Annotated in this window: 24 protein-coding genes; 14 read left to right on the top strand and 10 right to left on the bottom strand. The window is 41.7% G+C overall.

Annotation, left to right across the window (positions count from 1 at the left end):
- The first annotated feature begins 96 nt into the window (after positions 1-96).
- Complete coding sequence (locus tag QXW63_06025) at positions 97-324, top strand: hypothetical protein (GenBank protein ID MEM3461444.1); 228 nt, start codon at positions 97-99, stop codon at positions 322-324.
- 71 nt (positions 325-395) lie between these two features.
- Positions 396-1,616: a hypothetical protein gene (locus QXW63_06030; protein MEM3461445.1), complete on the top strand. Its 1,221-nt coding sequence runs from the start codon at positions 396-398 to the stop codon at positions 1,614-1,616.
- A 12-nt stretch (positions 1,617-1,628) separates the two neighbouring features.
- Here QXW63_06030 and QXW63_06035 read toward each other — a convergent pair whose 3' ends face one another.
- Positions 1,629-2,609, bottom strand: a complete 981-nt coding sequence (locus tag QXW63_06035) for a phosphate uptake regulator PhoU (GenBank protein MEM3461446.1) — start codon at positions 2,607-2,609, stop codon at positions 1,629-1,631.
- A 96-nt stretch (positions 2,610-2,705) separates the two neighbouring features.
- Between QXW63_06035 and QXW63_06040 the strand changes: the two genes are divergently transcribed.
- Together QXW63_06040 and QXW63_06045 are read left to right on the top strand one after the other, a co-directional pair.
- Positions 2,706-3,293 carry a DUF429 domain-containing protein gene (locus tag QXW63_06040; protein MEM3461447.1) on the top strand — a complete coding sequence of 196 codons (588 nt, stop codon included), beginning with the start codon at positions 2,706-2,708 and terminating at the stop codon, positions 3,291-3,293.
- On the top strand, positions 3,290-4,846 hold the full coding sequence (locus QXW63_06045) for a DNA-directed DNA polymerase II small subunit (GenBank protein MEM3461448.1): 1,557 nt from the start codon (positions 3,290-3,292) through the stop codon (positions 4,844-4,846). The genes QXW63_06040 and QXW63_06045 overlap by 4 nt, the downstream gene beginning before the upstream one ends.
- On the opposite strand, the gene QXW63_06050 is transcribed toward QXW63_06045, so the two are convergent.
- Together QXW63_06050 and QXW63_06055 are read right to left on the bottom strand one after the other, a co-directional pair.
- A complete protein-coding gene (locus QXW63_06050; protein MEM3461449.1) occupies positions 4,843-5,376 on the bottom strand; it encodes a DUF99 family protein in 534 nt (177 codons plus the stop codon). The genes QXW63_06045 and QXW63_06050 overlap by 4 nt on opposite strands.
- Positions 5,357-6,607, bottom strand: a complete 1,251-nt coding sequence (locus QXW63_06055; GenBank protein MEM3461450.1) for an ORC1-type DNA replication protein — start codon at positions 6,605-6,607, stop codon at positions 5,357-5,359. Before QXW63_06055 ends, QXW63_06050 begins: the two co-directional genes overlap by 20 nt.
- A gap of 769 nt (positions 6,608-7,376) precedes the next feature.
- Here QXW63_06055 and QXW63_06060 point away from each other — a divergent pair.
- Genes QXW63_06060 through QXW63_06070 form a run of 3 tightly spaced genes read left to right on the top strand, consistent with a single transcriptional unit; the run spans position 7,377 to position 10,455 of the window.
- A complete protein-coding gene (locus tag QXW63_06060) occupies positions 7,377-7,814 on the top strand; it encodes a hypothetical protein (protein MEM3461451.1) in 438 nt (145 codons plus the stop codon).
- A gap of 57 nt (positions 7,815-7,871) precedes the next feature.
- Entirely contained in the window at positions 7,872-8,927 is a 1,056-nt protein-coding gene (locus tag QXW63_06065; protein MEM3461452.1) for a hypothetical protein, read from the top strand.
- Positions 8,914-10,455, top strand: coding sequence for an ATP-binding protein (locus tag QXW63_06070; GenBank protein MEM3461453.1), 1,542 nt, complete (start codon positions 8,914-8,916; stop codon positions 10,453-10,455). Before QXW63_06065 ends, QXW63_06070 begins: the two co-directional genes overlap by 14 nt.
- 2 nt (positions 10,456-10,457) lie before the next feature.
- On the opposite strand, the gene QXW63_06075 is transcribed toward QXW63_06070, so the two are convergent.
- On the bottom strand, positions 10,458-11,171 hold the full coding sequence (locus QXW63_06075) for a MarR family transcriptional regulator (GenBank protein MEM3461454.1): 714 nt from the start codon (positions 11,169-11,171) through the stop codon (positions 10,458-10,460).
- Positions 11,172-11,464: 293 nt separating this feature from the next.
- Positions 11,465-11,944, bottom strand: a complete 480-nt coding sequence (locus QXW63_06080; GenBank protein ID MEM3461455.1) for a hypothetical protein — start codon at positions 11,942-11,944, stop codon at positions 11,465-11,467.
- A gap of 130 nt (positions 11,945-12,074) precedes the next feature.
- Between QXW63_06080 and QXW63_06085 the strand changes: the two genes are divergently transcribed.
- On the top strand, positions 12,075-13,268 hold the full coding sequence (locus QXW63_06085; GenBank protein MEM3461456.1) for a pyridoxal phosphate-dependent aminotransferase: 1,194 nt from the start codon (positions 12,075-12,077) through the stop codon (positions 13,266-13,268).
- A 5-nt stretch (positions 13,269-13,273) separates the two neighbouring features.
- Here the strand turns inward: QXW63_06085 and QXW63_06090 are convergent, their stop codons facing one another.
- A complete protein-coding gene (locus tag QXW63_06090; GenBank protein MEM3461457.1) occupies positions 13,274-14,107 on the bottom strand; it encodes a carbon-nitrogen hydrolase family protein in 834 nt (277 codons plus the stop codon).
- A gap of 17 nt (positions 14,108-14,124) precedes the next feature.
- Complete coding sequence (locus tag QXW63_06095; GenBank protein MEM3461458.1) at positions 14,125-14,967, bottom strand: NAD+ synthase; 843 nt, start codon at positions 14,965-14,967, stop codon at positions 14,125-14,127.
- Positions 14,968-15,061: 94 nt separating this feature from the next.
- Here QXW63_06095 and QXW63_06100 point away from each other — a divergent pair, with 94 nt between their 5' ends.
- The 5 genes from QXW63_06100 to QXW63_06120 all read left to right on the top strand — a co-directional run bounded on the left by QXW63_06100 (position 15,062) and on the right by QXW63_06120 (position 20,234).
- Entirely contained in the window at positions 15,062-15,328 is a 267-nt protein-coding gene (locus QXW63_06100; protein ID MEM3461459.1) for a hypothetical protein, read from the top strand.
- Positions 15,329-15,343: 15 nt separating this feature from the next.
- Positions 15,344-16,096 (top strand): geranylgeranylglyceryl/heptaprenylglyceryl phosphate synthase, encoded by a 753-nt coding sequence (locus QXW63_06105; protein MEM3461460.1) that lies wholly within the window; start codon positions 15,344-15,346, stop codon positions 16,094-16,096.
- A gap of 7 nt (positions 16,097-16,103) precedes the next feature.
- On the top strand, positions 16,104-16,415 hold the full coding sequence (locus QXW63_06110; protein ID MEM3461461.1) for a hypothetical protein: 312 nt from the start codon (positions 16,104-16,106) through the stop codon (positions 16,413-16,415).
- Positions 16,416-16,501: 86 nt separating this feature from the next.
- Positions 16,502-19,918, top strand: a complete 3,417-nt coding sequence (locus tag QXW63_06115) for a DNA polymerase II large subunit (protein MEM3461462.1) — start codon at positions 16,502-16,504, stop codon at positions 19,916-19,918.
- Positions 19,919-19,961: 43 nt separating this feature from the next.
- The gene (locus QXW63_06120; protein ID MEM3461463.1) at positions 19,962-20,234 is read left to right on the top strand and encodes an ArsR family transcriptional regulator; all 273 of its coding nucleotides are present in this window, start codon (positions 19,962-19,964) and stop codon (positions 20,232-20,234) included.
- Here the strand turns inward: QXW63_06120 and QXW63_06125 are convergent.
- Complete coding sequence (locus tag QXW63_06125; GenBank protein ID MEM3461464.1) at positions 20,231-20,518, bottom strand: MazG nucleotide pyrophosphohydrolase domain-containing protein; 288 nt, start codon at positions 20,516-20,518, stop codon at positions 20,231-20,233. The genes QXW63_06120 and QXW63_06125 overlap by 4 nt on opposite strands.
- A gap of 109 nt (positions 20,519-20,627) precedes the next feature.
- Here QXW63_06125 and QXW63_06130 point away from each other — a divergent pair, with 109 nt between their 5' ends.
- Entirely contained in the window at positions 20,628-21,125 is a 498-nt protein-coding gene (locus QXW63_06130; protein ID MEM3461465.1) for a GNAT family N-acetyltransferase, read from the top strand.
- Between the two features lie 27 nt (positions 21,126-21,152).
- On the opposite strand, the gene QXW63_06135 is transcribed toward QXW63_06130, so the two are convergent.
- Together QXW63_06135 and glyA are read right to left on the bottom strand one after the other, a co-directional pair.
- Complete coding sequence (locus QXW63_06135) at positions 21,153-21,587, bottom strand: DUF488 domain-containing protein (protein MEM3461466.1); 435 nt, start codon at positions 21,585-21,587, stop codon at positions 21,153-21,155.
- Positions 21,588-21,602: 15 nt separating this feature from the next.
- On the bottom strand, positions 21,603-22,919 hold the full coding sequence (gene glyA, locus QXW63_06140) for a serine hydroxymethyltransferase (GenBank protein MEM3461467.1): 1,317 nt from the start codon (positions 22,917-22,919) through the stop codon (positions 21,603-21,605).
- Between the last annotated feature and the right edge of the window lie 36 nt (positions 22,920-22,955).

Raw genomic sequence — 22,955 nt, forward strand, 5'->3', positions numbered from 1 at the left:
ATTGTAACTACTAAATGTGTTCTCATTAAGTGCGTCGCCTTTTAAGGGCTGAAGAAAGTTATCTGGTTTTAGTTAAAAAGTGAGGTGAATGAAAAAATGGCACGTCATATAAAGAATGGAGTAGGTTTGAAGGGTGAGTCACAGAAGAAGGCTACTATAGGAACAAAACTGTTTGGGCACATTAACAACGTCAATATCAAGTTAACCAAGCCAAATTCTGCTTTGTTAATTAGAACTGAAACATGTGAAAACTGCAAGGTAAAGGTAGAAATGGAAAGAGCAAAAGCGGCATACTGTAAACTGAAGGGAACAGCAACAAATTGAGGCAAAAACTAGTCACCACATGTGAGTCCCCTTTTTAAACACTAAAAAAAAGATTGAGGTGATGATTTAAAATGAATGAAAAAAAGACTATCCCATCAAAAAGTACTGTAACTTTAGATATAGTAAATGGTGACCTAAGAGTTGGCAGAAACTCAATCATAAAAGGAACAGGAACACCTCCGAAAGTGAACATCCTCGGCAACATTTACTGCGAAGGAAACAACACTTTCGAATGCGACTTGTCAGCGGAGAATCTAGAAGCAGAAGACGACGTGACTGTTTATGGAAACTTGGAGATAAAAAATTCAATTGAAATCGAAGATGGACGACTAGAGGTTAATGGAAAAATGACCGCGAAACATGTGGACATTGACAGGACATTACATGTCAGCAAAGACCTAGTCGCAGAAAAGATAGATGCGGGAGGAAGCATAAACGTGGAAGGTGCACTGAAGGCAGAAGATATAGATGTAGGCGGAAGCCTCAGAGCTAAAGGAGAAGTCGAAGCAGTCGACATCGACGTTGGGGGAAGCCTCCTCATTGAATCAAAAAGTAACATCAAAACACTTGAGGTAGGAGGAACCGCCAAAGTAAAAGGAGGCAAAATCGGCGAAATAAATGTCGGTGGAAGCTTTGAGTCAGATGACCAATTGGAATTTGAAGACATAGATGTCGGCGGAATTGTCAGCCTCTCCAACAAAAATAAAGGACGCAAAATAGATGTGGGAGGTTCGTTAGAAGTCAAAGGTGACCTAACTTTTGAAGACATAGATGTCGGCGGAAAAGTAAAGATAACGGGTGCAGGCGAAGGTATAGAAGTTGATGTTGGTGGCAGATTGGAAGTTGGCAAATCTTTGAAGCTTTCTGGCGAATTGGAAGTAGGAGGCATAGTTGAAATAGGCGAGGAGATTTCTGCAGAAGATATTGAAGTAGGCGGTGCATTAAACGCCAAAAAAGTTATGGCAGAAAATCATGTGGAAGTTGGTGGTTCAATAAGAACGGTGGAAGGCGTGATAGCACGTTTTGTGGAGATAGGTCATAGAGGCAAGGTTCATGGGCCAATAAGAGCAGAACGAGTGGTTGTTAACAAAAACGCTAACGCGGAAGATGTCTTCGGAAAGCAAATTTTAATGAGGAAAGGAGCGTACGCAAGGAATGTTTACGGCGAAAATGTTGTTATCGAATCTCATTGCCGCATAGACGGTGAAATTCACTACTCTAGCGAATTAAGAATAGAAGAAGATGTTTCGTTAAGTAAGGCTCCACAAAAAGTAGAAAAACTTCCGTTCTAAAACAGTTGGACTTTACCTTTTAGGCATGACCAAATCCGCTATGTCGACGCTATGTTCATAGATTTGCCTTAAAAACGAAGCAGCCGCCAGAATCTGCGGCACAACATCGAGCGACTGGGCCCTAGCGACCTTCTCAATGCTAGCAAATGTTTTGTCAATTTTTTCCCGCATATTCCGTACATTTTCCGCCAAGGCAATGTCACCCACAAAAAATGCAGTCAATGCGTTTTCGTGAGCCTCAAAACATAGTAAGTGAAAGTCTACAAACAGTTTCTTTAAATCTTCAGCAAGCTTCGTCTCTTTTAACTCAACAGTTTTCATTGCCACGCGTACGCACTCATCTCCGATGGCTTCTACAAGGCTTGCTGCTAACCGGTAATCCAAACATTCAATTGGGCTAACGCCTAACTTGTCGCTTAAACTTGGATTCTGAATTATCGTGCGCAAGATACGTACCAGAAGAAAATAAAGTCGGTTACTTTCGTCATCACGTGCAATGACGCTTTTTGCCAGCTGAACATCTCCATCAGTAAAAGAGGTAACAACATCCCGATGCATGCTTGAAACAATCGCATAGCCACGGCGAAGAATCTTTTCAGGTGGAAACCCCGAAGGCTCAAGCAAACATTGCAAAACAATTTTTGCGTAGTCCTCTTCAATAATTTCCAACCCAACCAAACGGCTGACAGTTTTTTTGACAGCATCTCGTACCTCAAAGCTAATACGTTCCTTTGACTCAACACGGATAATGTCAAATCCAAGTAAATATTTACCAATAATCTCACGCCCCAAGTATGGCCCGGGCTTCAAGTTGGCAGTGAGGGGGGAAGGTTCCACATTGTACTTAGTGTCTATCAAGAGTTTGCCATCGGCAGTTTCGCTAATAGCTACGACAGACCCTTTTTTCAAACCATACTGTTCCGCCCAAGCGCGGGGTAAACACACGAAAAAGGTTCCTGTTGGAGTGCGTTGGACTTTACGTAATTCGCTCATACGTATCGCCATATCCTTAAAGTTAGTATTCGTGCTTCGAATATTAACATATCTAAACAAAATGCCAATTTATAAATCTAAGCATGTGTGTTGAAATTGAAGAAAGAATGTATAATTGGTATAGATTTGGCTGGAACCTCAAATAACCCTTCAGGATGGGCACTTTGGAAAAATAAGAAGGTTAAGGCATGTTTGTTATACGATGATCAAGAAATTTTGTGGAATATTACCAAAAATAATCCAACTCTCATCGCAATAGATGCTCCATTTTGTTTTCCTCAGAAAGGATTATTGAGAAAAGCGGACAGAGAAATGATAAGAAAAGGATACCGCGTTTTTCCGCCTGTTCTGGCAGCAATGAGAATGCTTACATCTCGCGCGATTAAATTGAACAAGTTAATAGGGGAAAAAGGATATAACGTAATAGAAGTGCATCCTACTTCAACGCGTAAGGCTTTGGGGATGCAGCTAAAAGATTGGGGAGAAATCCAAGCAACCTTCAAAAGCATGGAGTTAGAAGGCGACATAAAAGCACGTGTGTTAACACCACATGAACTCGACGCCATTACAGCAGCCCTTACAGCCTATCTCTACATACATAACCAAACAGAAGCCATAGGAGATGACGCTGAAGGCTACATAATAGTGCCAAAAAAGCAAGATTGGAGAACTATGCGCATATGAGCGGAATAGAAAAACTGCAAAAAGCCATTGAGCTGACAATTTCGGCAGGATACCAGCTAAACAAGGAAGCCTTCGAATTTTTAAGCACGTTAGCAGCGACGGAAGATCCAACAGAAATCATAAGCAAGTTGCTGCAGAAAATAGAGACTCAAAAGGAAAAACCATTGTTTATTGAAAGAAGTTTTTTGGAAGAAGTAGTCAAAAAGCCAGAACCTACAAAAGAAATTGTAATTCAGCCACTGGAAGAAACGCCGCAAGAACTAAAAGAGCCTCAAATGACTGAAGGAAAGAGGCCTTTCCATGCCTACGCTGAGGAAGTTGACGCACAAATAAAGGTTATCGAGGACCCTACAGGCAAGCTGAGCTCAGGTGGAACAATAGAGGATTATCTTGGGTATTTTCGCGACAGATTCGAACGAATAGGAAAACTACTGAGACAAAGGGTGGACGTTAAAAGTGCAGCATCCGTGATTGACGCTTTGAAGGCGCCTCCAAATGCTAAACTCAAAGTAATAGGCATTATAACAGAAAAGAGGGAATCCAAACAGAAAATGCTCTTGGCAATTGAGGATTTACATGCGAACGCTATGGTGCTGGTGCCTCAGAATGCGCCAGAAGAGTTACAACAAAAAGCACGTCTACTCATGCTTGACCAAGTAGTTTGTTTAAGTGTTGCAAAGACCAGAAGCAACCTCTTAATTGCTGAAGATATCATTTTACCGGATATCGCCCAAAAACCTCAACGCAAAGCTCCAGTTCCAGTTTATGCCGTTTTAACTTCAGACATGCATGTGGGCAGCACAAAATTTCAAAGAGAAGCGTTCAATCGTTTCATATTGTGGCTTAACGGCAAATATGGAAATGACGCTATGAGGGAAATGGCAAGCCATGTAAAATATGTTTTAATTGCGGGGGACATTGTAGACGGGATAGGCGTGTATCCTAACCAAGTGAAAGAGTTAGCAGTACGCGATGTGTATGAACAGTATAAACTTGCTGCAAACTATATTGAGCAGATACCAGACTACATAGAAGTAATAATTATACCCGGAAACCATGATGCCCCAAGAAAAGCCCTACCCCAACCAGCAATTGCAAACACTTACTTAAAAACATTAGAAGAGTCACGAAATGTGCATTCGCTTGGAAACCCTTGCTTCCTAAGTCTGCACAACGTAGAATTATTGGTATATCACGGACGCAGTTTAGATGACATTACCTCCACAGTTCCCGGAATGGATTTTAACCACCCGGAAAAAGCCATGAAACTGTTACTACAAAGTCGTCACTTAGCACCAACATATGGTGGGAAAACTCCACTTTCTCCGGAAAACAGAGATTTTCTCGTTATAGAGCGTGCCCCAGACATTTTCCATGCAGGCCACGTACATGTTTTAGGGCATACAAATTATCGAGGAGTCTTGATTGTAAATTCGGGCGGATGGCAAGAACAGACAAGTTACATGCGCCGACTCGGACTAGTTCCTACTCCTGGAAAAGTTCCTGTAGTGAACCTTCAAACGCTGGAAGTTACGGTTATTCCGTTTAGTTAGGATAGCCCCCGTGCAATTAGCCGTGCAATGCGAAGTGGTTCCGGAACACGACCACAAACACATAATGCCCGAACGAGTTTACATGCCCAGCCAAGGCTTTCGCCTATTGCTGTAACGTAAATTGGTTGTCTACCAAGAGAGGTAATAATCTCAAGAAACGGTCCCAACTTCGCAAAAACATCCCAACGCGTCTCCCAGTCTTCAAAATGACGCCGGAGAGCTCGTTTCACCGCCCTATTGTCAGGTTTTGTTCGCGTTACCACAATGACCGGTTTTTTAAACTGTTCATGAATCTTCGCTGGGTCGACAATGTTGAAACCAGCAAAAGAAATTCCAGCAAGGAAAACAACATTAAACGTCCACCCGTGCAAAAGTTTTTTGAGCTTTTCTGTTGCGTCTAAGCCGTCAACAAGTATATCTGCTGTTCTTACATCTTCAAGGGTATGCCCCTTAAGCAGCACTGTAGCAAGCACTGTTTTCCGTGTTGTTCCCTTTTGAAAACTCCCATCCTCAACTCCTACTACTGGCATGTTTTGAAAGGCATTTTGCTTCATACTCAACCAATCGTCCAAGTCTACCGTCATTGGCAAAAACATCTCTAATACTACTGCGGGCTATCTCCAATCTAATCTTTTTTGTGCGTCCATACCTTCCCATGCTCACGACCTTCGTATTTAATAAGCCCATAGAATCCAGTTCGCTCACTAACGTACCTAAACGCCGTTGCGTCAGTGGCGCAAGCCCTAATTCCCCGCAGAGTTCACTGTAAACATCATATATTTCACCAGTTATCGCGCGTTGAGCGTCAACCTTAGTTAAATGGTAAACACTCAAAAGCACCAATTTAGAATGTAAAGTTAAATTCTTAAGAGTTTCAACCACGCGGTTATGTTCAATGCTTTTTTCTGCTTCCCTGACATGCTCCTCAACAACTACCTTTGCACCTTGCCTTTCCGCAATTTCTCCTGCAACTCGCAACAAATCCAACGCGCGCCTCGCATCACCATGTTCTGCAGCAGCCAAAGCAGCACAAAGGCTTAATGCAGCATCAGACAGGACATTGTCAAAAAACGCTAACTTTGAACGTTCAAACAGAACATTCCGCAGTTCACTTGCATCGTATGGTTTAAAAACAATTTCTTCTTCACTTAACGAGCTTAAAACACGAGGATCAAGATACTCCTTCAACCGAAGATCATTAGATATGCCAACAATTGACACTTTACTGTTAGCCAACGTTTCGTTTATTCGTGTTAACTCGTAAAGAACAGCGTCTCCATGCGCCTTTATTAGAGTGTCAACTTCATCCAGAACTATAATTAGCATTATTCTCGAGGCATCCAAACCGTTTTTAAATCTATCAAAGACTTCTCCAACAGAGAGACCAGTAAAAGGAACAGTGACGCCCACACTTTGGCATAATGTTGCAAAAACACGATACTCAGAACCCGCCATTCTACAATTGAGGTAACAAAACTTTGCGGGGGCATGGAATTCCTTAGCTTTAACTTCAAGGTGGCTGAGCACATATTTTGTTACAGCTGTTTTTCCTGTTCCCGTTTTTCCATAGATTAAAACATTGGAACTTCTTGCTCCTTTAAGAACTGGAGCCACGGTTTCTCCAAGCCGTCGGATCTGTTCTTCTCGGTGAGGTAGCCTGTTTGGTAGATAGTCGTGGCGTAGCACTTCCCTGTCCTTAAAGATTTTTGCGTTAGTAACAAACTTTTGAAACACACTTTCAAGTATGCCCTCTTCGTCCATTTCTTCCCCTCACATATTTTCAAAGGTAAAGCCCCATTTTCCAGTGGAGAACATAAGCTCTACCATACAAAAAACTAAATTTAAACTTTAACATTCTAAAAAGGAAAAAGTACAAGAATAAAACTATGCAGTTTATACAGTCACCCCAAAGTTTCCAGTGGAAATCTGATTTATTTGTAACAAGTAATGATGATTTCTTTAAAGGAGAAATATACTCTGAGAGGTAAAGACGATAAAACAAATTATAATTATTACTATTAAACATTTTAAATTATTACTTAAAATTTTTATTTTAAATCAAGTTTTCCTAACTCAACCATAAAAACGTTCCAAAGGAAACAGAGGGGTGACTGAGAAACATTACCTTTGATTGATGAACTTTTCAAGCAACCCGAAGGCATCTTTACTCTTTTGCAATTTACACTGCTAGCTTGCCTTTTCCTTCACAATTTTGTGAAAACATTGTGAAATTAACTTAATAGTGCAGTTTTTCCAACCTCTCTTCTTGAAATATTTAATTTTTTATGTTTCTTTTCTGTGAATAAGCCACCCCTATCCTTCCATTGGAAAACAACACTTTCCCTTTACTTTTTGCTGTTTTCGTTGTTTTAAGACTGTGTGAAACTTGTAAAGTTAAAAGAGATGGAAGTGTTCGTTTTTTTCTCTTTTTACCCTTTTTAGATGGTGCTTTTCTTTCTTTGTTTAACCATAACACCTATAACTTGTGAATTGCAAAACTGTGAACACCACATGTGGTGCATGCCAACCTATGCCAGCAAGAAAAATACGCGTTGAAGTGTTCGATAGTGAAGGCAATAAGTATGCTGTAGCCTTCGAGGGGCAAATAACCAGAGAGAAGGCTCTACGGCTTTTAGATATGGTGGAACTTTTAGGCGGGATGCCAACTGAACCAACCAATCCTAGCAGTAATCCCGCCGGCGTTGGCAACGGGTTCACTAAATACGAAAAAGTCCGTACGTTAATTCACAAGCACTTTCCTATTGTGTGGTTCTCCTCAAAAGACGTTCAAACTGTTTACGAACAAGAATTTAAAGAGCCTATATGCCTTAGCACTGTGGCAACTTATCTCACAAGATTAACAACCAAAGGAATACTCACGAAAACAGGAGCAGCCAACAGTTTAAAATATAAACTGACATTCAACGTTCCTCAAGCCACACTTAAACAACAGATACCGAAACCCTGAATATTTTTCTACAAAAAGATAATTAACAAATACAAACAACTATTTTAGTGAAAAATTTTGCGATTTAAGCAACACTTTGGGGAAAGGTCGCAAGTGAACGGCGTAATAAGATTAGATTTGGATGAAATGGAAAAGAAACTCAGGTTTTACCTTGACAAAGGGAGAGTTACTGGTGTGACTGAGATGAGAGAGGAACCAGTAATATCCGCCAAACCGGACGTATCCTTAATAAAACCCTTAAAGAAAATGAACAGTTTTCCTGGAAGATTTATTGCAGTTGATTGCTCTACAAGAACTCTTAAGAGAGCAAATAACTGGGGAATCTACCTCATGCGAGTTGCATATGCCTCAGTGAAAGAACGGAATGTCGATTGGGGTTACCGCGAACGATTATGTACCGTGATTGGCGATGCACATACTCGTAGTAACTTCCTCACAGACGTAAGGATCGAGTTAGAAAGTCAAATGGGGCTTGATCTTCTTCAAGGCAAAACCAACTTTTCATACTACGAGCATGAGGATCCTCGTAGTAATTACCTTTTGCTTGATGGCGGCGGCTATTTTGGTGGGGAACGGAAGTTTCGTGTGGCTTTGTATGAGAAATGCGAAAAGGAAGGGATTATCCTTCTGGCTGTTAGCAAAAATTCTCCTTCGCTTCACGATGAAAAAGGTAGAGATCTTATAGCTACTATAAGCATTCTTTCCCCCTATGATATGTGGGTGTTTCATCCGGTGAGAGAAGCGGATAAGGATCAGAGTTTGTATGGCGATATATCGCTTGTTAAGTTGTGCAAAGAGAGTCCACGCGTTTTTCGTTGTGATATCATGGAGTACCTGACTGAAGGTGATGTATGTGAATTGCTTGCGCCTCTAACTGTTGTGGCTGAAGATCCTCGCTGTTTAGGATATCCTGTTCCTCTTTTGCTGGCTCATGAATTTTCGAAACCTTCTGATGCAATGCTCTTAGCTTACCATGATCAAGTAGAAAGCGTCCTTGCTGAAGCGGGATTATTGGAGACATTGCGTAGAGAAGAATTTTCTTGCCGGTTTGCAGACGAACTTCACGGGATAAAACACGCGTTTGAGTGGGAGTGGTGGGATGGACAAGTCTGACCCTATAGGGTTCATATGTGGAACAAAAGGAGACGCAGTCTCTTTTTTCCTCAATAAAGGAGTAACTCTTTCTTTTGGACAAATAGTTCGCATACACTCAGGCGAGAGAAGTTTCTATGCAAGAATTGTTAACGCTGAAAGCAGCTCAACGCTTGACACTATCGAACAATTACGTGAGGCAGAAGGCAAAGAATCCTTTGGACCCTACTCTGCCTACCGCTGTGTCGCCGCTATTCTCTTTTTAGAGAAAACAACTGGCAAGGTGCGCTCTCCAACGTTCAATCCAAACTATAGAGACAAAGTATACACAGCAAGCGAAGAAGATTGCGCTGTCCTGAAACTTTCTGGAGAGTTAGAGTTAGGGCAGCTTCGTTCAGGCGTGCAATCTCTTGGCTCCGTAGGCATAAACATCGAGGCTATACCCCTAATGATGGGCATGTTCGGAATGACAGGCTCTGGAAAAACAAACACTGAACTTATTTTAAACGCGCAAATAATTGACAACAGCCCCAGAACAGTGGCCTTAATCTTTGACTTTGCCGGACAGCTTCTCGAAGGAAAAGGCATCAAACCCCAAAAGGGATTAAAAGATCATCCACTTTTTCACAGCAAGGTTCAGTATTATTCTTCACGCGATGGAAAAATGACTGTCGGTTTGCACACAATCAGTCCAGAAAAGCTTCTCACGCTTTTTCCTGACATAGGACTTCCTCAAATTAGGCTTGCAAGAAAGCTTTACAAAAAGCTCGGAAAACGCTGGATTGAAGAAACAAGAGAAGTTTATGGCGCTGAAGGACATGCCGGAGTGGGACGCGTTGCAGATTACAAAATGAAGCATGTAATTGATGCTCTAATGCTTAAGCTGTCTTCTCTTTCCCCTGACCTGTTCCCCACTTCTGACTACAACTTCATTGACAACGTAACACAAAACCTATGCAACGGAATCACCTGCCTCATAGACATTTCAGGAATAAGCTCAGAAGACCAGAACAAAATCACTTGTCTCGTAGCGGCGACCGTTGCGCGTCATTACAAGCGCATGTGGGAAGAAAATTATACAGAATGGCAGAAACTTCCAACACTTCTTATCACGCTCGAAGAAGCACACGAATTTCTCGACCCTAACAAGCCACGAACAATATTTTCCGACATCGCCCTGACATACCGCAAATACAGAGTTGGACTTAACGCTGTAACACCGCGACCATCAAGGATTAACTTTGACGTTTTCGCTGAATTATGGACAAAAGTTATAATGAAAACCGAGTTGCGAAAAGATAGAACATACTTAACTGAAAATACGCCTTACTTGGAATACAGCGATACCGAAATTAAAATGTTAGATGTCGGCGAGGCTCTGCTTATATCTGAACCTAAAATTCGATTTGCCGTACCGATAAAAGTTACACATTACCCCGAATATTTAGAGAGAAGAGGAAAAGAGGACTATGGGCTTGCTGAAACAAAGGGTCTTTCTGAAATGGATGAGCGTCTCAAAAAACTGCGTGAACAAGAATCTCCTTTATGATATCACGTTGCTTCGCTTTCTGTCTTTTTTAAAAGTTTCTCCATTTCTTTCTTAACACTGTATCTGAATGGAATCTTGTTTGTATCCCTTTCCAGATAGCCTTCCTCATACAACTTTTTCATTAACCGTGCCGTATGTTCTCTACTCAGCTTAACTCTTTCTTTAATCTCCGGAGCCGTTTTTGCGCCTTCCATTGCAAGCATTTCCAACACAGCAATTTCAGTGTCAGTCAATGGAGCCATAACTTTGTCTCTCTTTATAGGTATCACCGCCTCAATTTTTGCTTCTGGAACTGCTGTGATGCGACGTGCTTGCTCTTCTATGGTTGAAACCTTAGCATTTAATGTCTCATGTGACGCGACAATATCACGCAGTTTCTTGTCAACCTCTTCTAGTCTTGCTAACATTTTATCCTTATCTTCTACAACCCCATTGAGCTTTGTTTCCAAAACATGTAACTGTTTATCAACATTTTCCGCCTTGCTAACTGCGCTGTCACTTTTTGAAGAAATCGAATGAACCTTGTATGCAACAGTCTCCAATTTTCCTGCTTCCTGTCTAAGTTGCCTATTAAAACTCAGAACAATGTCTTCAACAACTTCTCGCGCCTTTTCATATTCTCTCTGAACTCTGCGAAGCTGCCTATAATATTCAATTGCAGCACCTACGGTCGCAGCAGACAACATGCCCACAAGAATTAGCAAAATATCAGTCAAGGGCATTCCTCTGTGATTCACATGTGATTATGCATGAGTCAATCATGTTGCATCACACATCACATTTTTACCATAAAAGATTTAAAGATTATGGTCCTGCGCATGCACCTATGTTCCCATGACGTCACACATCACAGTTTATTGCAACACTCACGTCAAACGTCATTGTTGCTATGAAACCATAAATCGCCTTAACTATGGGTTATTTTCGAATTTCCCGCTGTTTTCTTCGCTAACAGATTTTGGGTTCCGCGTCTTATAAGTTATGTTTCTTTTTGGTGTGATTTGTGACGTCACACTAAGCCTTCCGAGGCATTTGAAAGCTGTTTTAGGCTTGTTTCAAGCTCTTCTCTTATGATTTCTATGACTTTTAGATGCTCATTCAGTTCTCCACTTTTGTTTGGCATGTTCTTGTACGCGTCAACATACTCTTGCAACTTGTTTGCTACTTCTAGATACGGGTCTAAAGTTGTGCTTTCGAAGACTCCTAAATATCCTAAGAGCAGTACCGTGTAGATTGCTTTTATTACGTTTTCTTTTGCCTGTTTTAGAGTCCTGTTAAAGGCTCCTCGACTTATTTTTGCCTTCATTAATCGTAATCTGGCTTTTTCATCGTATTTTAGCGGTTTACCTGCGATATTTTCGGATAAAACGTCTATGAGCAGTGTTTCAAGCTGTGTTTTTGTTAAGTGGCTGTTTTTAGCGAGTATTTTCACAATAGGGTCGTTTAAGGAACTTGTAAGCCACGATTGTACACTTTCTTTTAACTTCACATCTTTCCCTCTGCGCGTTCTTGCTAATGAATACAGTTTTGTATACGAGGTAATTCTTTTAAGACTATCGAATATTCTTCCATCATACTGGCTGATTTACGAACGTAAACATTTTATGCTGAAGAAAATAATGCATACTGAGGATTACCTCTTGGTTTCACACTTCAAGCCAGCAGAACGCCTAAAAACCATAAAAAGCTCTGGAATACGCCGATTTTTCGCTTTAGCGCAAAAAACACCAGGAATTATTAATTTAACTGTTGGAGAACCTGATTTTACGCCTCCACCGCATGTTTTAGAGGCGTATTCTCGTGCTGCAAAAGAAGGAAAAACACATTACACACTAACTAACGGCATTCCAGAACTTAGAGAAGCTCTCTCTCAAAAAGCTTACAAAGACTACAATCTCCGTTACGACCCAGACGCTGAAATACTAGTCACAGTTGGCGGAACAGAAGCAATCTTTCTTGCGTTATTTAGTTTAGTAAACCCTGGCGATGAAGTGTTAATTCCCAATCCTGGATTTGTGTGTTATGAACCAAGCATTTTGCTGGCTGGTGGTGTTCCTGTTTCTGTTCCTCTCTTTGAAGAAAGTGGGTTTAAGCCGTCGGTTGAAAATGTGACGTCACTAATCACAAAAAAGTCACGTGTGATAATTCTAAACTATCCCAACAATCCCACAGGCGCCGTTCTTTCGCATGATGAGGCTGCCGCGCTGGCAAAAATCGCTGTCGAACATGATTTGATTGTGATTTCTGATGAGGTCTACGAGAAAATTCTCTATGACGAAGCGAAACACTGTTGCTTTGCTACTTTTCGTGGGATGCGCGAGCGTACGTTAGTTGTTAACTCGTTTTCTAAAACTTATGCGATGACTGGATTGAGGGTTGGGTATGTTTATGGACCACGGGAACTTGTCGCTCCTTTGTGGCTGGCGCACCAGTATACCGTCGCTTGCGTAAATACTCCTGCACAGTATGCTGCGCTGGCTGCATTAAATGGTCCTCATGACTCTGTCGTGAGCATGGTTCAAGAATTTGATAGACGACGCCATCTAGTGTACGATAGACTTAACGAGATTGAAGGCTTTGCTTGTAAACTTCCGAAAGGCGCGTTCTACGTTTTTCCAAACGTAAAGGACTTTGGCATGTCCTCTGAAGAAGTTGCAGAGTTTCTTGCCAAAGAATCCCGCGTAGCAACAGTTCCAGGCTCTGCCTTTGGCAGTCATGGAGAAGGGTACCTACGCATTTCTTACGCTGCATCTTATGAACAATTAGAAGAGGCGTTAACCAGAATAGAAAAAGCTGTGAAGAAACGTAGGTAGCTGTTCTAAAGGTTCTCTGCGGCTTCCTTCAGCTTGTCAAAAAGCTCTGGGCGCAAGTCTTTCAACGTGGGAACAAACGTCTCAACTGGTCTTATGTCCGTGTAGTCCACATCACATGTCACAAGGTCTTCATCATCATACTTTGCTTGCACAAGAATTTTTCCGTTAGGGCCTATTAGTCTACTTCCGCCCCAAAACTGTAAACCATCTTCTATGCCTACCAAATTTACATACGCTAGAAAAGCCGTGTTTTCTATGGCTCTGGCAACTATTAATGCTTCAAAAAATGTTTTCCGCACTGCTGGCGAAGCAGAGATGCACACTATTAACTGCGCACCGGCAAGGCGTGCTAGTCTACTTACTTCTGGAAAGAAGATATCGTAACATATGATTAAACCTACTTTTCCAAGTTTGGTGTCAAATACTGCCGTTTGGTATCCAGGCCTGAAATATCTCTTTTCTTCGAAGACGCTATGAGTTGGAAGGTGCATTTTACGATATTTTCCGATAAAACCATCGGGGCCTACAAGAACTGCTGAATTGTAGACAGTCGCTTGTGCTTTTTCACTTAGTTCTGGCATGCCGAAAACCATGTGCATTTTTGCCTTTCTAGTGATTCCTTCGATGATTTTGGTTGATGGTCCAGGTATTGTTTCCGCTAGCTCGTAAATTTGGTCTCTTACAACATAACCTGTTAATGAAAGTTCTGGAAAAATCACAAGGTCCGCCGCTTGTTCCTTCGCCTTAGAAACCAGTTTTTCTATTTTCTTTATGTTCGCTGCTTTGTCTCCGCATTTGCAGCTTATTTGTGCGAGAGATACTTTGAATTTTTCTTTCATGATCATCCTCTCGATGACTAGGGCATATTGCGTGGGAGTCTAAAATCTGCTCCCACAGTTCGGTATTCGATTTTTGTTGTTAACAACATCCGCCTTTTATGTTCTGCGGCAAGCCATCTATGCTTTATCTTTTCCACAAGTTCTTTCTCTATTTTTAGTTGCTTTGCTATTTCTTCTGTTTTCATGAAATGTTCCAGTCCATAAAGAACAAGGTCAAGTTTTTCATATTTTATGCCAAGCTCTGTTTCTGCAAACTGTCCTGGCCACAATGCTGGCGAAGATGGTTTTTTAACGATTTCTTTTGGTACCCCTATGTGATACGCAAGTTTTCGAACTTGAGTTTTGTAGAGGTCCATTATTGGTGATATATCTGCGGCAACGTCACCCCACTTTGTAAAGTAGCCCATCATTGTTTCTGATTTGTCCGAGCTTCCGCAAACGAGCATGTTAAGCCTGTTTGCATAGTAGTACGCGTAAATCATTCTGGCTCGTGCTTTTATGTTACCCTTGCAAAGGTTATCTGCTGGAGCAAAGATTGGTATTGAATTATAGAATGCTTCTAATACAGGAGTGATATCAATTAGTTCTTTTTTTAACCCGAATTTTTTAGCGACAAGCTCTGCGTGTTTAACATCTTTAGCGTTGTAGGTTTCTTTTTCTGGTAGCATGAGTCCCAAAACTTTGCCTTTGCCAATAGCTAAGGCTGAAAGTACTGCGACTGTGCTGCTGTCAATTCCTCCAGATAGCGATACAATAATGCCCTTTGCTTTGGTTTTCTCAAAGTAATCCTTGATGAACCTAGTTATTTTGGCCTTTACTTCTTGCCAGTTCAAATCCAGAATTGAAGGCGTCAACTCCAAACAGCTACACCCTCAGTGTCTTATGCTTATAGGCAAGTATTTAAGGACAAATGTAAATATGAAAAGGTGTACTCTGGAATTTAGGCGGATGCAAATGGGGAGAAGAAGACGAAAGGTTGTTCGTATCCCAAAGAAACGGTTGCCCAAATTCTTCTCTTGCCCAAAATGTGGAAAGGAAGCCGTGAGGGTCGAAATTTTCCGAGAGGAAAACCGCGCAGTGGTTGGGTGTGGTAGCTGCGGCTTGAAAGAAGAATTTCCCGCGAAACCTGCGCAAGGAGAAATTGACATTTACTGCATGTTTACTGACAAACTTTACGGAAGCTCACGAAAAACCTCTTTGCCCGAGAGTAAAAATGTTTAGCTGAGCTGGTTAGCCATGATAGGGCGTGTTGAAAAATATCTCCTTGAAAAAATTGAGTCAGAAGGGTCAATTCACATGACCCTTATAGACCCAGAAAAAGTGACACCTCCTCAAGCTTCTAGAATTGCCGCCAAAGCAAACTTAAGCGGCACCTCTGCTATAATGATTGGCGGATCAACATTTACTTCCAGCACACACTTAGATCACGTTGTTAAAGCCGTCAAGCGTACAGTAAAGATTCCAGTAATCCTTTTTCCAAATAACGTAACAGGCATAACGCGTTACGCTGACGCTATCTGGTTTATGTCTCTCTTAAATTCTGTTGACCCTTATTTCTTAATGGGTGCGCAAGTTTTGGGGGCTCCCTTAGTTAAGAAGCATAGGTTAGAGCCGATTCCCATGGGGTACATAATTGTTGGTGAGGGTGGCACAGCCGGCATCGTTGGCAGAGCGGTTCCAGTTCCCTACAATAAGCCAGAACTGGCTGCGGCACATGCTTTAGCTGGGCAGTATCTGGGTATGCGCTTCATATATTTGGAAGCTGGCTCTGGCGCCAAAAAACCTGTTCCTCCTGAAATGATTCATGCTGTTAAACATTACATTGATGTTCCCTTGATTGTTGGAGGCGGCATAAGATCCAGAACGCAAGCTTTAGCGGCAGCTTCGGCTGGTGCGGACATAATCGTCACTGGTAATGTTGTCGAAAACAATGAAGTTAAGCAAAAAGTTTCTGAGATTGTAGAAGGCATAAGGCAAGGCAAGATGTGAAACGGGTTTGACTGCCTTTGAAAACTATTTTTCTGCTTTGAAGAAAATTCTTGGAAACGAAAATGTCTATGATGTGTGGCCTGATTTTGAACCGCAATATGATGAATATGAATATGTTTGGGCTACACTGAGAGGTTTAGGTGAGGTTTTGATACTTAACTGTGGCGTTTGTGATGGGCCTTCTGATTTGAGACATGGGCACTGTAAAGGGTGTGTTGAAAAGCGATGTAAACTTGCAGGGGACGCTTATCATAAAGCCACGGGACGCACAAAAGAAAAATGGTCAACAGTGTTTTTGTGTAGAATTCATAGGGAGTAGAAGTATTCTGCTTTAACATTTTTGCGTTTTTCGTGTTACAAAACCAAAATATACCATGGCAAAAAGAATTGTAGCCGGGAGAAAGTTTGAATGGTCCAATGAGCGAAGCTTATCGGCAATACATGGAGACTTTAGAAAGTAAACTAAACCAACTATACACCATAAGCGAAAAAGCCAGAGCAAAAGGTCTTGACCCAACATTAAAACCCGAGTGCATAATTGCTAAAGATTTAGCCGATCTTGTAGAAGGTCTTGTTGGACCGAAAGGTGTTGCAGAAAGTATAAGAGAGTTAAGCAAAAGGCTACCAAGGGAAGAGATAGCGTTCAAAATCGCTGAAGAAATCGTTTATGGCAAATTTGGGCATATGGAAGCTGAAGCAGCAGCGGAGCAATCAATACGCACCGCACTTGCAATTCTAACAGAAGGGCTGACAGCCGCGCCTCTTCAAGGGGTAGCAAAAGTAAAAATTAAAACAAACCGTGATCGAACACAATATCTCGCAATCTATTTTGCCGGTCCCATCAGATCAGCAGGTGGAACAGACCAAGCTCTTACACTAGTTGTTGGAGACTTTGTGCGGCGATTGTTGGGTCTTGACCGTTATAAGCCTACAGAAGAAGAGATTTTACGTTTCATTGAGGAAGTTAGACTCTATGAACGTTCTGTAAGCCGCTTTCAATTTCATGTTTCAGATGATGAATTGCGTAAGGCGCTTCAGTGGCTTCCAGTTGAAGTAACGGGCACGGAATCCGATCCTGTGGAAGTTTCTTCTTTTAGGAATCTTCCGCGGGTAGAGACTAACCGTGTAAGAGGTGGTGCATTAAGGGTTGTGAATGATGGTGTGGTTGGGCGTGCGCTTAAAGTCTTAACGATAATTGAGAAGCTTGGGATTCAAGGGTGGGATTGGCTTAAGGAGTTTCGTAAGAAATCTGAGAAAAAGTCTGCAGGGTTTATGGATGATGTTATTGCTGGGCGTCCAATCTTTTCATTTCCGTCGAGGCGTGGAGGGTTTCGTTTAAGATATGGTAGAGCTCGGAACACTGGTTTGTCTGCTGTGGGCATTCATCCTGCGACTATGCTAGTTCTTCAAGGTTTTCTGGCGGCTGGCACTCAACTTCGTTTGGAACTTCCCGGAAAAGGCGGCATTGCTGTTCCTGTGGATACTGTGGAGCCGCCTATTGTTCGGTTGAAAAATGGGTCTGTTATTCGAGTTACTCTTGAAAATTTCAATGCTATAAAAGGCGAAATAGAAAAAATTCTGTTTTTAGGAGACATGTTGATTGGTTATGGCGATTTCTTGTATAGCAGTAAATCTCTTGCGCCTTCTGGATACGTTGAAGAGTGGTGGGTTGAAGATTTACGGAAAGCGATTTCAGAGCAATTTAATGGAAATTTGGAGGTTATAACAGAAACTACGAAGATTCCATTTGAGAGGTTAACTGCTTTCTTGGCAGATCCGTTCTTTTACAAGCCCGATGTTAAGGAAGCTATTGTATTATCACTAGCTTTACGCGTACCCCTACACCCGTCTTTTACATTCTTCTGGCCGTACCTTTCTTCAGTTGAAGAGCTTAAACTATTAAGAAACTGGCTTCATAATGCAGAAGTACAATTTGAAAATAGCGTTTGCTGCGAAATTGTTGGAGAAATTGAGGCAAATGTCAAGCAAGCGTTGGAAACAATCTGTTTGCCACATGAAGTTTTCAATAGCAAGATTCACATTAAAGATGAAGATGCCCATGCGTTTGCGTTTTGTCTTGGCTATGGGAAATCTTTCGATGAGAATTTTTCATCCACGCAAACTATTCTCGGTGTGATTAAGTTACTCTCTGGCGTGGAAGTACGGGAAAAAGCTCCAACTCTCGTTGGTGCTAGGATGGGAAGACCCGAAAAAGCGAAAAGGCGGGAGATGAAACCTCTTGTCCACGTTCTTTTTCCTATAGGTTTGTCTGGTGGTTCTCAACGAGACATAGTTGAAGCGGCAAAAAAGGAACCAGCATTTGTAGAAGTTGTCAAGCGTAAATGTCCTGTTTGCAAGACTTTCACATTTAGGATTATTTGTCCGGTATGCGGCTCTGAAACCATTCTCGAGAAAAGTTGTCCCAGATGCGGGAGAACTTTGAATGCAGAAGAATGTCCATCCTGTAAAGTGCTCGTGCAGTTCTATCAAAAGCAAGTAATTAACTTTAGAGAAATGCTTGAAGGCGCGTGTAGTCGTCTAGGTGTTTCCACACCCAAAATATTGAAATGCGTCAAAGGTTTAACGAATGAGAAAAAGGTTCCAGAAATCCTTGAAAAGGGCGTTTTGCGTGCAAGACATGGGTTGTCAGTCTACAAGGATGGAACAATTCGTTTTGATGTTACAAACGCTCCTTTGACGCATTTCAAACCTTCTGAAATTGGCGTTTCTGTGGAAAGGCTTAGGCAATTGGGCTACACTCACGCAGTTGATGGTGCAGAATTAACCGAGCCAAATCAAGTGTGCGAATTGAAACTTCAAGATGTTATAGTTCCGGTGAAATGTGCGGAGTACTTTGTGCATGTTGCAGACTTTATTGATGAGCTCTTAACGAAAGTCTATGGGCTTTCGCCTTACTATAACGTTAAGCGAGTGGAAGACCTTGTTGGACATTTAGTTGCAGGTCTAGCTCCACATACTTCTGTCAGTATTATAGGGCGCATTTTAGGCTTTACCAACTTAAACGTGTGTTATGCGCATCCAATCTGGCATTCAGCCAAGCGTAGAGACTGCGACGGCGACGAAGACGCTTTAATGCTTGCTTTGGACACTCTGCTCAATTTTTCCAGAGAGTATTTGCCCGCGCAGATAGGCGGAATAATGGATGCTCCACTGCTTCTTATTCCAATTGTTAATCCACAAGAAGTGCAAAGGCAAGCGCACGATGTGGATGTCGCTAAAGCTTACCCCCTAGAATTTTATGAAAAAACATGGGAACATACAGAGGCTAGACAAGTAAGCCACCTCATTGACATCATCGAATACCGTCTTGGTTCAGAGGCACAATTTGAAGGGTTCGGCTTCACGACTCCGGTGTCAAATGTTAACATGGGAAATGTTGATAGTGCGTATAAATTGTTCAAAACGATGGTTGAAAAACTAAATAGTCAGCTTGAGTTAGCTGAGAAAATTGAGGCTGTGGATGCTAGGAAGGTAGCCTTAAAGGTTTTAACTAAACATTTTATTCGAGATATTGCTGGAAACTTACGTGCTTTCTCGACACAAGGTTTCAGATGCAAATCGTGCAACAAGCATTTTCGACGGTTGCCTCTTCGCGGTAAGTGCCCCTCTTGTGGAGGGCAATTAACTCTCACTGTCTATCGTGGTGGAATTGAGAAGTATCTTGAGGCAGCGGAGCACCTTGTCAAGAAGTATCGGTTGCCGCGGTATTATTCTCAGAGAATTTCACTTGTAAGAGAGGAAATTAACGCTTTGTTTAAGGGGCAAAAGCCAAAGCAGATAAGCCTAATGGATTTTGCTTAAGAAACTTTTTCTATTTTAACGGCGTAATTAATATGCGGTGGACATGCTAAAAGAGATTTATCATCCTAATGCCTACTTGACACGTATAAGAAACGTCAAGCTTGGGCTTAAAGCTAGAACACGAATTTTGAATACTCTTGAGGGGCGTTCCCTCGACGTTAGAGCCATTATGAAAGAGGCGGGAATGCGTTATGGTGTTGTTATGCATCATTTGAAGCTTCTTGAGGTTGAAGGGATAGTTGAGAGAAAAGGCAATAAACCGCGCGTTTGGGGTCTCACGGGTTTAGGGCAGAAGCGATTGGAAAATTTAGGTTAAAAAGTGCACTTGCATGGTGTGCGTTTACATTTTGGGCATTGATTAGGATATTTGTTTAGTGCTGCTTGTTCTAGGTCTACGTTGGCGACGTTTGCGAGTGAAGCTAACCATGCAATGACATCTGCAAATTCGTCTTCTAACGCTTTTTTGTTGTTTGCTTTTAACGCTTCGCCTAATTCTTTCACTTCGTCTGCAAGCCAATTATATGTTCCATCTATTCCACGTTTGGAATCTCTATGAAAGTATATTTGGCGCATCATTTTTTGAAACCTTGATATGTGCAAAATTTTTTCACCTTGGTTCACGTAGAGAGCGTTGTTCATTTATTAAAATAGAGAAGATGAAATTATTATAGATAAAATTAGTGTAGGCTTAATTGAGGTTAAAGTGTTAATGTCTATCACTATTCGTAAATACCGAGATACTGACCGAGAAGAATGCCGCTCTTTATGGCGCGAATTAATAGAATGGCATCGTGAAATTTACCAAGATTCCACAATCGGTGGAGAGCATCCAAAAGACTATTTTGATAAATATCTTACAAAGTTTGGATGCGAGCAGCTTTGGGTGGCGGTTGCTGTTTCTAAAGTGGTTGGGCTTGTAGGATTGATTGTTGAAGGGAATGAGGCGGAAATAGAGCCCCTCATTGTTAGTAGAAGTTATCGTGGCAAGGGAATTGGAAGAAAACTAGTAGAACGGGCTGTTTCGGAAGCGCGATTATTGAGAGTGCGATTTTTATCTGTAAGACCTGTGGCACGAAACATCCAAGCTATTCGATTCCTTCACAAGCAAGGCTTTCAGAATCTTGGGCATGTTGAGCTCTTCATAGATTTCTCAGAATATGTTTGGAAGCAAAAAGTTGACCTCTTTGGATGTTGTTTTAAGTTCTGAGCGGCTGTGAGTGCCTTTATCGCCAACTTAAACGGTAAGGCTCTTTTGTCCCTTTTCAATGATGTGAATTAGTTTGGCACCTTTTCTTTCTAAATTTGTGGAGATAAATCGGCGGTGACAATATTTCGGGTTTTTCTCCATGCACATGAGGCAAACACGCTTGCTTGCCGCGAGTCCACAAAGCTTCTTTATTCCTTTTTTGAAAAGTTTAGTTCGCATGTGCTTTTTGTATCCTCCTTGTCGGTATCCGCCTAATTCATTGCCAAGCCAAATATATTCTATGCCATGCTCCGAGAGCCACTTTTGCATTTGTTCTTTTTTGAAATGTTCGATTTTTGATGTTGGAAATCTACGGATGTCTATGAGCACTTGAATTTGGTATTCATTCAGTAATTCGAGAAAAGTGTCTATTGAACGGCTGCTGTGTCCAATAGTCCATACTTGTATTTTCTCTTTTATCATAAGCATTAAACGCGTTTACCGAATTTTTATGTACTTGTAGGCTTCAGTTGCGTTTTCAAAGCAGTAATGTACTTTTTGGTAGTCTCTTCGAAATTCTGCCACGTCCGTTTTCACTTTTTCTAAAGGCTCCTTGTCCATTACCACGCGCTTAATGAACTCTGCTATTTCATCCATTTCGGATTCTTTCATTCCAAGTCTTGTAACTTCTGACACGCCCAATCTTATGCCGCCCGGGTGCATGAAGTGACGTCCTTCTTTGATATCCCATGGTAGCAAGTTTCTATTAATTATGATGTTCGCTTTTTCCAAAGTCTCTTCGATTGTTCCGCCGTCTCCTTGTTTCGTTATGTCGATTAGAATCACATGCGACTGCGTGAAACCTTTATGTTCTGCTAATACATTGAAGCCTCTCTCGTAAAGTGCTTGGGCTAATGCTTTAGCGTTTTTCACTATTTGGCTTGCATATTCCTGTCCGAACTCAAGCATTTCCGCGCATGCTATTGTGACGCCTGCAACTGCATGTAAGTGGTGATTGCTTACCATTCCTGGAAATGTTGCACGCTTTATCTTATCGGCATATTTATTCCATGAAAGAACTCCGCCATGTTGTGGTCCAAAGAATGTTTTATGTGTGCTTAAGCTTACTACATCTGCGCCCTCTCTAAGTGGGTCTTGGAATTGTTTTCCCGCAATTAATCCTGCTACGTGGGCTGCGTCGTATGCTACTGTTCCGCCTACTGAATGAATCATATCTTCCAGTTCCTTAATTGGATGCGGAAATGGAAAAACACTCGCGCCAAACATGACAAGTTTAGGTGGTCTTCCTTCTGCTGCTAGTTTTTGAATTCTCTCCTTTGCCTTGTCAATATCAATATTTAATTCCTTATAATCCAACGGAAGATACTCAACTACTAGACCGCGGACAGCTCCAGCTGTTCCTCCCAGCTCCTTCTTGCCTGTCGTGATGTGTCCACCGCACGGAATGGACAAAGCCATCATAGTGTCGCCAGGTTCTGTGAACGCGGTATAAACAACCAAGTTTGCTACGACGCCAGAAATGGGTCTGACATCCACAAACTCTGCATCAAAAAGCCTTTTCATAAGTTCAATGCATTTGAATTCTACTTGGTCAATGAAGCGGCATCCGGCGTACACGCGTTCTCCGGGCCATCCTTCTGCGTAGCGGTTTCCAAAGTCAGACATTATTGCTTCGCGAACGGCTGGGCTTGGAACATTTTCGCTGGCTATGAGTGGGATACTTTCTTGGAACCATTTGTGATGTTGTTGTAGAAGATTAATCACGTGATTATATTCATCATGTGGAGTAGTCATCATCAACACCCTTTGCATCACAGTATCCTTTACTCA

The sequence above is a fragment of the Candidatus Bathyarchaeia archaeon genome (assembly GCA_038873195.1).
Lineage (GTDB): Archaea > Thermoproteota > Bathyarchaeia > Bathyarchaeales > Bathycorpusculaceae > DSLH01.